Here is a 12,516-nt window from a genome sequence, read left to right on the forward strand (position 1 = left end):
AGAGATTAAATATTTTATTAATCTATTTAATCTCTTCTTTTTATTTTAATATGATATTTTATTTATTTTTATTCCCATTCGATAGTTGCTGGTGGTTTAGAAGTTACGTCATAAACAATTCTGTTTACTCCTGGAACTTCATTTACTATACGACGAGATACTATGTCTAATAATTCATAAGGTAATCTTGCCCATTCTGAAGTCATCGCATCACTTGATGTTACTGCTCTTATTGCTACAGTGTGACAATATGTTCTTTCATCTCCCATTACTCCTACTGATTTTATGTTTGGAAGACAAGTGAAGTATTGCCATATGCTTTCATCAAGACCAGCTTTTGCAACTTCATCTCTGAATATTGAATCCGATTCTCTAACTATTTCTAGCTTTTCATCAGTTATTTCACCAAGAACTCTTATTGCAAGTCCAGGTCCTGGGAACGGTTGTCTCCACACTAATTTATGAGGAATTCCAAGTTCTTCTCCAACTGCTCTTACTTCATCTTTAAATAATTCTCTTAAAGGTTCTACAAGAGAGAATTTCATATCCTCTGGAAGCCCCCCAACATTATGATGTGATTTAATAGTTGCTGAAGTTTCAGTTCCACTTTCAACTACATCTGGATAAATTGTTCCTTGAACTAAGTAATCTATCTCTCCAAGCTTATTAGCTTCTTCTTCAAATACTCTTATAAACTCTTCTCCAATTATCTTTCTCTTCTTTTCAGGATCAGATACTCCGTATAATTTTCCAAGGAATCTATCTTGAACATTAACTCTTATAATGTTCATATCAAATTCTTTCTTAAATACTCTTTCAACATCATCACCTTCATTTTTTCTTAAAAGACCATGATCAACAAATATACAAGTTAAGTTATGACCTATAGCTTTATGAACTATCATAGCTGCTACTGATGAATCAACACCACCTGATAATGCGCAAAGCACTTTTTTATCTCCACAAAGTTTCTTTATTTCATCAACTTTTTCTTGTGCAAAGGAAGCCATTGTCCATGATTTTCCAAGGTTACATATATCATGTAAGAAGTTTGAAAGCATTTTTTGACCAAATGGAGTATGTTCAACTTCTGGATGGAATTGAACTCCATATAGATTTTTTTCTTCATTTTCCATTGCTGCCACTGGACATACATCTGTAAATCCTGTTATTTTGAAACCTTCTGGTGCCTTTGAAATATAATCTGTATGACTCATAAAGCAAGTTTCAGCTTTTTCTATTCCAGCAAATAATCTTGAAGAATTATCTAAGTTTACATTAGTTTTTCCATATTCTCTAACTGGAGCTGTCTCAACTTTCCCACCTAACCTATGAGCCATTAATTGATCTCCATAACATATTCCAAGTACAGGAATTCCAAGTGAGAATATTCCATCTGCTACCTTAGGTGTATTTTCGCCATAAACACTATTTGGTCCACCAGTAAATATTATACCCTTAGGATTTTTAGCTTTTATTTTATCTAAAGTCCATTTATAAGGTATTATTTCACAATAAACCCCACATTCTCTTACTCTTCTTGCTATTAATTGATTATATTGTCCACCGAAATCTACTATTAAAACTATTTCTCTTTGCATTCGTATCCTCCAAAAAAGTATTTTTTATTTCATCTTATATATTGTCTACTATTATATATGTAAGTTTTCAACCTTTAACTATGTTTAAAACTAACAATGGACAAAATTTAACCATTGTTATTTTTTATATCTTAATTAATTAACGCTATAATTTGGAGCCTCATTTGTAATATTTATATCATGTGGATGTGATTCTCTAAGTCCTGATGCTGTTTGAACAACAAAAGTAGCTGTTTCGTACAATGTTTCAAAATCCTTTGATCCAAGGTATCCCATACCTGATCTTATTCCACCAACTAGTTGGAATACAGTATCTATTACAGACCCTTTATAAGCTGTCCTTCCTTCAACACCTTCTGGTACAAGCTTTTTGTTTCCATCTTGGAAGTATCTATCTTTTGAACCACATTTCATAGCTCCAAGAGATCCCATTCCTCTATAAACTTTATAGCTTCTTCCTTGATAAATTTCCATAGCTCCTGGAGCTTCATCGCAACCTGCAAGTAATGATCCCATCATTGCAACGCATGCGCCTGCTGCTAACGCCTTAACTATATCTCCTGAATATTTAATTCCACCATCTGCAATTATTGGTGTTCCAGTTTTTCTTCCTTCTTCAACACAATCCATAACTGCTGTTAATTGAGGTACCCCAACTCCTGCAACTACTCTTGTAGTACAAATTGATCCAGGTCCTATTCCAACCTTAACACAATCTGCTCCAGCTTCAATTAAATCTCTAGTAGCTTCTGCTGTAGCTACATTTCCTGCTATAATTTGAATTTCTGGATATACTGATTTAATGCTTTTAACTGCATCTAATACGCCTCTTGAATGTCCATGAGCTGTATCTATAGTTATAACATCTACTTGAGCCTTAACTAAAGCTTCAACTCTTTCAAGCATGTCTCCAGTTACTCCAACCGCTGCCCCACATAAAAGTCTTCCTCTTTCATCCTTAGCTGCATTTGGAAATTCCTTAGTTTTTTCAATATCTTTTATAGTTATTAAACCTTTTAAGTATCCATCTTTATCTACTAAAGGTAATTTTTCAATTTTATGCTTCTTTAATATCTCTTTAGCTTCTTCTACTGAAGTATGCTCATTTCCAGTAATTAAGTTTTCCTTAGTCATAACTTCACTTATCTTTCTTTCAAAATTTGTTTCAAAAGTTACATCTCTATTTGTTAATATTCCAACTAATTTACCATCAACAGTTATCGGAACACCAGATATTCTATATTGTGACATTAAGTTTTCAGCTTCTTGAAGAGTGTTATCAGGTCCTAAGAATATCGGATCAGTTATAACTCCATTTTCTTGTCTCTTAACTCTATCTACTTCTTTAGCTTGAGCTTCTATTGACATATTTTTATGTATAATTCCAATACCGCCCTCACGCGCCATTGATATTGCCATTTTAGATTCTGTTACTGTATCCATTCCTGCACTTATAAGTGGGATGTTTAAAGTAATTTTCTTAGTTAACTTTGTTTTTAAAGTTACATCCTTAGGTAATATCTCTGACTTATTTGGAACTAATAACACGTCATCGAAAGTATAAGCTGTTTTAATAATTTTAGCCATATATGTATTTCCCCCTATTTTAGGCATCTTTAAATTTTAAAATGCCTTATTGAAATTTTTAATTCATTTTTCGATTTTTATGCAAGTTTTAATTCTTATATTTCCGTTTTTTGTATATAAAAAAAAGCACATTAAACCTCTAAGTGAAGTTAATATGCCTATTATCCCTATGGGTATAGCAATTAAATTCACTCATAGTCGGAAATTTAAGGTTTCCGGTAGATACGCCCTGCCATATTCAGGGGATATACAAGCAATAAAATGTGCAACTATTATTAATTTAAAATTATTATATAACTAGGGTGTATAGTTGTCAATAAGTTTGCAACTAATATTGCAATTTTTTTCAATTGGTTTTCAAATAATGTTGGAAAAAAATTAAAGGAAGACCTATTTATATAAATCTTCCTTTATTATAATATTATCTTTTAAAATAAATCTGGCAACCTATCTTTCTCATCAGTATCTGTAGTAGTTACCGTTGCATTTTTTAGGGATGATCCTACCTTAATACTGTTTATATATTCTATTTTTTTACTATTAGGTAATTTAGCTGAATATCTTATTAATATTTTAGTGCCAGTCGATATTCCTTTAGGCAATACTATTTTGTATGATTTTTCATTAGTGGTGTCAGTACCTTGTACTATCTCGCTACCTAATTCCACTAATTTACCCTCAACTAATTTATACACTTTAATATTTTTTATATTCTCATAGTTTTTATCAATATCTAGCTTTATTGTTGGAATAGTCGATTTTATTGTAAACTCAGCTCCAAAATTTACATTAGTTCCACCAGCAATAGTTACATTTTCTTCACTAATATATATTTGATTATCTTTAACCCCCTCATACAATCCGTGCTTAATTTCATAAATGCTATCACTAATATTTATTTTATGATTTGGAATCTTTTTAGAAATTTTTTCATTCTTAGAATTCGTGTACTCCATTAAATTTTCATTAGTTTCATTAAATACATAATGTTCTCCTGGCTTATTGGCTTTTATTTTAAATGTTTTTGGTATCTTCTTTGCTTCATACTGCTGATTTTTTTCATTTTTTTCATAAATTATTTCCGGAATTTTTATTGTATGTGCTTTATTATTACCATCTACTTCATCAAATGCATCTCCAGTCCTAACTTTCAACTCTAAATTATTAACTCTATAGTATTTTTGTAATGACTCTTTACTATTCATTTTTTCAATTATATTGCCTATAACTTCAGTTCCACTTTTAAAAAATGTTTTGTCTGTTCCTCCCATAGAAGAATGTATCTCTTTCATTTTCTTTTCTTTATCCTTATTACCTAACCCATATCCTATAGTGAACACATTATAACCTTTATCTTTAATTACACTACCCATTTTCATATCATATTCAGTTGGTAGTTCTGACATTAATATCACTGTCTTATTTGCATTTACACTGGACTTCTCAGGATGTGTTAATATATATTCTGCTTTTTTTAACCCTTCTCCTATATTTTCACCTTTTGATGGTTCTATCCCATTAATAAATTTTTCAAACCCACCATCATCTTTATCTATCAATATTTCACTACTATTCGTTTCATATATATTAGCTCCAGAAGAATAAACTACAATTCCGATCTTAACATTATATAAAATCCCTTCTGGATGCCAACCATTCATAAATGTCTTGAGATTCTGTATAAATTTATTAGCATCAACTTTTAATTTATTCACATTTGATCCATCTAAAACTAATACAATCTCTTCGCGCTCAGATTTGCTCAACTTAAATGATTCTGGTACTATTTCATAATCTACATCAATATTTTCTCCAACTGTCGGATTTTCTGGAATAGATCTTTTGTAATTTATATTTATATTTGGATTTACACTTATACTACTAATATCATTTAACACAAATGTATATTTAGCTATATTATTTTCATAATTAACACTAACAATAGCTTCTTTTCCATTTTTAAATTCATATCCCGCTGGAATATTTGTTAATGTCATCTTATAATTACCTGTTGGTATAGTATTAAATTTTACAATACCATTAGTAATCTCATTTGATTCTCTAGTTGAAAAAGTGCTATTTGTTGATGTATCCTGTAGAGATACCTTTATTCCGCTATTAATTTTCTCCCCATTTATATCAACTATTTCAGCTAAAACGGAACCTCTTTTTATATTAATAGCAGCATCTTTACTGCCTGATATCTCAGCTGTACTACCATCTTGTTTAACTATATACGAATATTTGCCATTTATTATATGGCTAGTTGTTTCATTTGTACTTTCTGTTATATTATCTTTAATATTAAAACTATATTGTTGTGTAGGGACTCCGTCATTTATTGTCCCAAAATCTAAACCTGGCTTTCCTTCTTTTAGTTCAATAGCTATAGGTATTCCATTAGTTATATCAAATTTAGCATTATTAAAATTAAATTCATCGCCCTCTGGTTTAGTAAAACCAGCAACTACCTTTGCTGAATCACCCATTAAATATCCACTTTTTTCAGGATAAAAATCAACCTGCAATTTTTTTGAATCCTCAATAGCAAACTTTTTTATTACTATTGAATCACCTGTAATTGGTATAGATATTTTTTTCCCATCTACAGCTGTATATTCAAGTTTACTATTAGAATCAAATATATGATACTTCCCCGCTTCATTAGCTTTAATTTTAAATGTTATTATTATAGGTTTAGCAGTGTACCAATCTTCTCCGTTAATTTTAGTTAACTCATAAACTATTGGCGGTACACTTATTACATCTTTATTATTACCATTAACTTCAAACCCGTCTACAGCAGTAAGCCCGCTCCCTAAATACCCATTTACCTTAACATCGTTAATACTATACGACTTCAATAATTTATCTGCAATTTTTCCGAATATACTTTCTATAGCCCCTTCATCACTTGCAAAGAATGTATTATTAATATCACTTGGATCTTTATTAACTACACCACCCATAGAAGTATGTATTTTTTGCATCTTAATATTACTAGAACTATTAGCATAACCTAACCCATATCCAATAGAAAATATATTATGATTTTTTTTCTTAATTATATCGCCTATTGTTGTAGCATATTCTAATCCCGATTTACCTCTATATGCATAATCATCTACCCTAATATCTATCTCGTTAGAATTTTCCAAATAATTGAAACCATCTATTTTTTCATAATATTGACCTGTTTTTTTTATCGAATAACATGTTGGTTCTCCATCTGACATTAATATTAACGTCTTATCTGCATTAGGATCACCTTTTTGTAATAAGAATTCTCCCACTCTTAATCCATCGCCTGTACCCGTTTGACTATAAGGTTTTATATTATTAATAACAGCTTTTAACCTAGGGTCTCTAACATCTAATAAATATTCATTTTCATTAATACTTTTATTTTCAGTCGGATTTATTTTAGCTATATAATTGTAAACTACTATTCCAATCTTTAAATTCTCTACTGGCTTAAGTTTATCAATAAATGCATTAGCTGCAGCCTTTAAATTCCCTATTTTATTATTGTCATTCATACTCCCTGATCCATCTAAAACTAGTACAATCTCTTTTGGTTTTACTATCTTATATTGAAATGGCTGTGGTGTTACTTGATACCTAACTTCAATATCTTGACCGGTCATTGGTTCTTGTGGCTTACTTCCTAAATAGGTTACATCTATTTTTGGCTTTATCTCATCTGCACTAACAGGTTCACTTTTAGGTATAACTATTAAGCCTAAAATAAATATGCACAATAATAAACTACTACTTATCTTTAAAAAACCTTTTTTATTATAATTTTCTTTACTTCCCTTCCACTGAAATCTCATAAGGTCTTATCCCCCTCCCTATTTTTTTAAACTCTTTTTAAATTTCTACCTACTCTTTATTTCTAAACTTAGCTATTGCACGTGCAGTGTATTCAACTTTTGAATAGCCCTTTACTGTTTCTAAATCTACAGTAAACTCTAGCCCTGGCGAATCTTTAAAATTAGCTTTTTCCTTATCTAGCACACTACTACCTACCATATTAATGTCTAATGGTCTAATTTTAAATGCCTTAACATTTTTTGATAATGTTTTTATATCATTTCCATTTTTATCTTGAATTTTAAGTTCCTTATTTACCAATTTTAAATTATATAAAACATCACTACTTGATGCATCATCATATGATTTAATTTGCAAGCTAGTTATATCTAATTTACCTTCAGTATTTAATGCCTTATAATTTATGCTTTCACTTTTACTTGTATTAATTAGTACTATTTCCGTCGCCTGTGTTGAAAGTTCTATTAATTCTTTTTGAATAACTTCTGCTTCAGATTGTAATTCTAAACTCAACTCGGTAGTAGATATTGTTTTATTACTTGAGAAGAAGAATGTATAAATTACCCCTAGGGTTAATATTGTAAGTGCTAATGTTATAATTAGCTCAATTATTGTAAATCCCGTCGATTTCTTTGCCATTCTCCTCACCTCTTTACTTTACTATTTTCCAGTTACTAGTTTTTAGTAATCCTTTCAGATTATATCCGTCTGTTGTTATATCTATATTTATCTTATCTCCTATAGCTATATCAGCCTCCTGACCAATTGATGTCCCAGTCTTTAAAATATCCTTAAGAACATCATAATTAGCTGCTATAACTTTTCTTGTTATATTTGAGTCATATGTTAATTTATTATTATTATTACTAATCTCAATATTCCCCTTTGCTATTATATTGCCAGTAAAATCTACTTCACCCGTAACTATAACATCTCCATTAGTTATTATTACAGCTTTCAAAGCTTTACTGCCATCAATTACAATGTATTTACTATTGTCATAAGTTTCTATATCATCTTTTCCTTTTATAACAACAGTTTTGCTATAGTCATTATTTAATTTAAGTTTACCATAGGTTTCATTTATACTAGTTGTAGAAAGCGCCCTAGTAAAATCTATCTCACTTTCTACTGTTTTCGAAACTTTTCCAGCTTCATAAAGAGATGTTTCATCCTTATTTGTGTTCCCCATTGAAAATACATTTTTAGCAAACTCTTTTCTTTTTTCTGTTACATTAGCAATATTAATAGCCTTATTACCCACACTGCTACTATCATCTTTATTTTTTGTAACGTATGCTCCTGTTGAGTATACATTTTCTTTATTTAAATAAACTCCACCATTTCTAAGCCTATTCTTATTTTCTTCATAATACTTTTTGAAATAACTAGCTTTAGTCTCTCCTCCGTCTATAGTTTCAATTAACTGTAGTGGATTATAATATTTTAAAGTTACTTTATCTTCATATCCTGGCAATACATCAGAATATGCTATATAGTTTCCCTTTATAGCTACCGATTCACCAGTTTGATATTTATCTTCTAATGTATTTATATAAGCAACTCCCATTATATAAGTATCATTAGTAACTGTTAATGTTGATGTATCGCTAGTATCATTAACAATAATACTACTTGATTTCATTGCTTTACTTATATTTGTAAGTGAATCATCAGTTTTATCATTTATTCCATAAAAATTATTCATACTAACATTACTATTTATTGCATTTAGAGATAAATCATTATTTACTATAAGATTTCCGCCTATATTATCTTCCTTTTCTATTTGTAATTTATTATCTTTTGAACTTCCTGTTTTATCAGACTTTCCAACATAAGCGTTTAACGCATAAACATCCCCTGTTACAATAGCCTTAGATTTATTCTTTAAATGTAATGTTCTATTTGTAATTATATTTCCTTTTAAATTCAATTCACCATTTTCGACAGAGATACCACCCCTATACTTATCAAAAGCATAGGCTGGATTTTCACCTAATTCACTATCTCCTTTTACCCATATATCGCCTTTTACTTCAGCCTTACCTTTTAATGTTAAATTTCCATCAGCCGTTATAACTTTTGCATCAAATACTGGATATATGTCTATTAATACACTGTCACTTGATATAGGTTCTTTATAATCAGGGATACCTACGGTGTACTTAGTTGTAAGAATTTTTTTATTTTTAATTTCTCTATTCATAGTCTCAAAAGTAGATTTAATCTTAATTATTATAGTACCTTTATACTCAACATACTTATATTCAATTATTTCAATTTCAGATTTTTTATCAATATTCTCTTTCCAAATAAATTCATCCCCAGCTGAATTTAATACCTTATACTTTCCATTTATAATTCCTTGAGCAAGTATTGCATCTTTTTTACTATCCATACCATTACCTAATGCTTCTTTACCTAGAAAATTAATAAATTCAGCCTTAAAATCTACATTTATCTTTTCATATAAAACCTTAGTCATTTCTTGACCATCATATTTTTCTTTAATCTTCTTATTAGCATAAATAATAGCTGCTTCAGAGTTTTTAAGTATTACATTCTCAACAATATCAAGACCTGAATCTGCAGCATAAAGATTTTCTAGCTTTTTACTTGCATTTGTTCTCATTTTATAATCACTTGCTGTTAATGTAAGAATTGCTGATCCAGTAGTAAATAAAATAGCCATAACTATAATAACAATAATTAAACTTGATCCTCTTCTCTTCTTCTTCATTACCTAATCACCACCCCATAAATAAATGAAATATTATTTAAAAACTATATTTTTAGTTGTTTTTCCAGTAAATAAAACATCACTATTTTTTTTGATATCAACTTGTATATTATATAAATCGCCCATTTCGCCCCTAGGAATATCTACTATATTTTCATAAACTTTAACTTTACCTTCTGTACCAGTAACATTCAGTTTATCTGTGACATCTTTCGAACTTTTTATATATACTTCTAAAACCTCCTTCTTATCAACTACATTTTCCTTTTTATTTTCATTTTTTACATCTATACTTATTTTGTTATTACTAAAAGTTTTATCTAAATATATTGAAATTTTATTATTACTATTAGATACCTTAGGTTCTTGTACTACCTCTATGTTTGTTTTCTTATCATTCAAAGTCATATTTCCAAACTCATCTATCTTTAGTATTAAATCATTAGGTATTTCTTTAAATTTATTACCACATTTGACTTCAGTTTTACCCGATACATTATTATATAATCTTAATACAAAATCCATTTTGCTATCATCACTATCTGCATCACTACTAGGTTTATATTCAAAATTACTATCTTTATTCAATGTTACTTCAACATTAAAATCATCTCTAATGACATTTCCTTTATACTTATACTGACTATTTCCTTCACTATCAATATAAATTTCCCTATTAATTTCACCACCATCTAGCAATTTAAAACTATTACTAGTTTTATCTATAATAATTTCATCATAAATATTCATTTCCTCTAATATGCCTTGACCTACATATGATGCCTCTTGATTTGCTTCTGCCTTTTTACTTGTTTGCATAGCAGTCATAACTAAACCTGATATAGGTATTATTAAAATGCTGAAAAGGGCAACACTAATGATTGCCTCTATTAATGTCATCCCTTTTTTTCTTGTATATTTATTTGTCATTTTTAGCACCTACTTTTTAGTAACATTAACTGTATTTCCTTCGCTCACTACAGAAACTCTCGGATTACTATTGTCGTCACTTTTAATAATTAGATTAACATTTTTCTTTGTGTTATTAATTACCTTTAATTTCACTGTTGAATTATCATTAGTTGAAGTTCTTGCTTCACTTGTTATTTCCATAACTATATCCTTAGAAATAGTTGTAATTTCTTTACCTACACTTGTATTACTTTTAGGATAAAAATCTTTTGTTGTTTTGTATTTATAATATATTTTTTCATTTTCTTCATTAAACTCAATCTCAACATCTTCAATTTTTGCATTATCAGAATATAAATAAGTTTCTCTTGAAGAATCTTTTGCCTTACCAATAGTTAATACAGGTAATTCTGAACTAGTTGGTCTTAACATCATAACAAAATCATTTATATCTACTTTTGTTCCTTGTTCTTCTACTGTTGAATTATAAGCTCCACTTGCAGCCCCTGTACTAAAAAGTATATCTTTTCCATGTACACTTTCCATAGTCCACTTTAAATAAGCTGCATCATCATCACCTAATTTAGGCACTGCATAGAACTCAATATTCATAGTTCCAGTAACTTGAGCTTCAGATTTTGGAGTAATTGCAACATTAGTAATTACAACTTTTCTCTTATATTCTTGAACTGATAAAATAAATTTTTTCAAAGTATCATAACTTCCTGTAAAATTAATAGCTACTTTTAATTGCTCCGCAGTTGCAACACCTGTTTGCGATTCTACTTTTTCACCACTTTTTTCATCTTTACCTGCATTTGGCGTTTCTTGTTTCTTTGCTTCTTCTTCTGATTTATAGCTACCGTTATATTCATCAGCAATTATTTTCATTGAACTTTCAGCCTTTGCCACTTCAGGCGCTACCATTGTTTCTACTGAAGCTACTTCAATTGGACTAAAAGCAATATTTCCATTTAGTCCACTATCAGTTAAAAGCTTATCTATTTCTAATATAATCTTTTCCTGTAATATAGTTGGATAAAAATCAGATGATTTTTCTAATATACTTGAATTTAGAATTTTTAAATTTTCTTTTCTGCTTTCTAATGTTTTTATAGATTGTAAAACCTCATCATGTCTAGTTTCTATTTCAACCTTCTCTTTTTTCTTTACATCAAGCTTCTTAACTTGATTAATATAAATAAATTGATAATATAATATACTAATTAAAACTGTACCTAAAATACCTAATAAATACTTTTCTTTTTTACTCATCTTCATATTATTCAACATCCTTTAAAACACATTTTATATCAAAGGTATATTTTTCTTCCCCTGATATTCCACCAATATAGACATCTTGAACATTATCTAATTGTTTTAAATTATATTCTATTTCACCTATAGCAGTTCTTTTTGTAGATTCTGCTTGTATATTAATATCTGTATTTGTGATATTAACACTATTAAAAGTTACTTCACTTGGAAGCGTTGAACTTATCTTATCTAATATATTTGTTGTTACAATTTCTCTGCTATATAAGCTCTTAGATATTGTAACTAGCTCTTTATCATAATTTTTCAATATAGATAACTTGCTATTTACTTCATCTGACTCTGTTATTTTTTCTTGTATTTCTGGCTCCTCTAGTTTAGCTTGATATTCCTTTATTTTCTTATTTGTTAAAAGTAGACTAGTACTATTCCATAACAATGATCCTATTATAAGTACCCCTAAGAAACCTAGTAAGGAGTATATATAAATATCTTGATTTTTTTTCTCTTTCTTTTTACCTTGATATTGGCTAAAGAAATTTATATCTCTTCTCATATATT

At 29.1% G+C, this 12,516-nt stretch carries 8 protein-coding genes and 1 riboswitch; all 8 genes read right to left on the minus strand.

Translation table 11 applies throughout. The features are described 5' to 3' along the window. Positions 1-68: 68 nt before the first annotated feature. The 8 genes from guaA to J1C67_RS04040 all read right to left on the minus strand — a co-directional run bounded on the left by guaA (position 69) and on the right by J1C67_RS04040 (position 12,511). Positions 69-1,601 (minus strand): glutamine-hydrolyzing GMP synthase, encoded by a 1,533-nt coding sequence (guaA, locus tag J1C67_RS04005; RefSeq protein ID WP_089969498.1) that lies wholly within the window; start codon positions 1,599-1,601, stop codon positions 69-71. 135 nt (positions 1,602-1,736) lie between these two features. Then, the gene (guaB, locus tag J1C67_RS04010) at positions 1,737-3,188 is read right to left on the minus strand and encodes an IMP dehydrogenase (protein ID WP_089969496.1); all 1,452 of its coding nucleotides are present in this window, start codon (positions 3,186-3,188) and stop codon (positions 1,737-1,739) included. A 175-nt stretch (positions 3,189-3,363) separates the two neighbouring features. After that, a riboswitch (purine riboswitch) is annotated at positions 3,364-3,461 on the minus strand. Between the two features lie 155 nt (positions 3,462-3,616). Beyond that, complete coding sequence (locus tag J1C67_RS04015; RefSeq protein ID WP_167866945.1) at positions 3,617-7,024, minus strand: vWA domain-containing protein; 3,408 nt, start codon at positions 7,022-7,024, stop codon at positions 3,617-3,619. 49 nt (positions 7,025-7,073) lie between these two features. Next, a complete protein-coding gene (locus tag J1C67_RS04020; RefSeq protein WP_089969488.1) occupies positions 7,074-7,664 on the minus strand; it encodes a PilW family protein in 591 nt (196 codons plus the stop codon). Between the two features lie 13 nt (positions 7,665-7,677). Then, complete coding sequence (locus J1C67_RS04025) at positions 7,678-9,768, minus strand: pilus assembly PilX N-terminal domain-containing protein (RefSeq protein WP_167866944.1); 2,091 nt, start codon at positions 9,766-9,768, stop codon at positions 7,678-7,680. 33 nt (positions 9,769-9,801) lie between these two features. Then, on the minus strand, positions 9,802-10,698 hold the full coding sequence (locus tag J1C67_RS04030) for a type IV pilus modification PilV family protein (protein ID WP_167866943.1): 897 nt from the start codon (positions 10,696-10,698) through the stop codon (positions 9,802-9,804). Positions 10,699-10,707: 9 nt separating this feature from the next. Continuing rightward, entirely contained in the window at positions 10,708-11,961 is a 1,254-nt protein-coding gene (locus J1C67_RS04035) for a hypothetical protein (RefSeq protein WP_089969479.1), read from the minus strand. A gap of 1 nt (position 11,962) precedes the next feature. Next, positions 11,963-12,511 carry a PilN domain-containing protein gene (locus J1C67_RS04040; RefSeq protein ID WP_089969475.1) on the minus strand — a complete coding sequence of 183 codons (549 nt, stop codon included), beginning with the start codon at positions 12,509-12,511 and terminating at the stop codon, positions 11,963-11,965. Positions 12,512-12,516 lie beyond the last annotated feature (5 nt).

Origin of the sequence: Clostridium gasigenes (assembly GCF_017348895.1) — a bacterium.
GTDB classification, from domain to species: Bacteria; Bacillota; Clostridia; order Clostridiales; family Clostridiaceae; genus Clostridium; species Clostridium gasigenes.

Excerpts from the sequence above, each read along its gene's own strand:
- J1C67_RS04025 (WP_167866944.1), bottom strand. The coding sequence starts at position 9,768 with ATGAAGAAGAAGAGAAGAGGATCAAGTTTAATTATTGTTATTATAGTT.
- guaB (WP_089969496.1), bottom strand. The coding sequence starts at position 3,188 with ATGGCTAAAATTATTAAAACAGCTTATACTTTCGATGACGTGTTATTA.
- J1C67_RS04030 (WP_167866943.1), bottom strand. The coding sequence starts at position 10,698 with ATGACAAATAAATATACAAGAAAAAAAGGGATGACATTAATAGAGGCA.
- J1C67_RS04040 (WP_089969475.1), bottom strand. The coding sequence starts at position 12,511 with ATGAGAAGAGATATAAATTTCTTTAGCCAATATCAAGGTAAAAAGAAA.
- J1C67_RS04035 (WP_089969479.1), bottom strand. The coding sequence starts at position 11,961 with ATGAAGATGAGTAAAAAAGAAAAGTATTTATTAGGTATTTTAGGTACA.
- guaA (WP_089969498.1), bottom strand. The coding sequence starts at position 1,601 with ATGCAAAGAGAAATAGTTTTAATAGTAGATTTCGGTGGACAATATAAT.
- J1C67_RS04015 (WP_167866945.1), bottom strand. The coding sequence starts at position 7,024 with ATGAGATTTCAGTGGAAGGGAAGTAAAGAAAATTATAATAAAAAAGGT.
- J1C67_RS04020 (WP_089969488.1), bottom strand. The coding sequence starts at position 7,664 with ATGGCAAAGAAATCGACGGGATTTACAATAATTGAGCTAATTATAACA.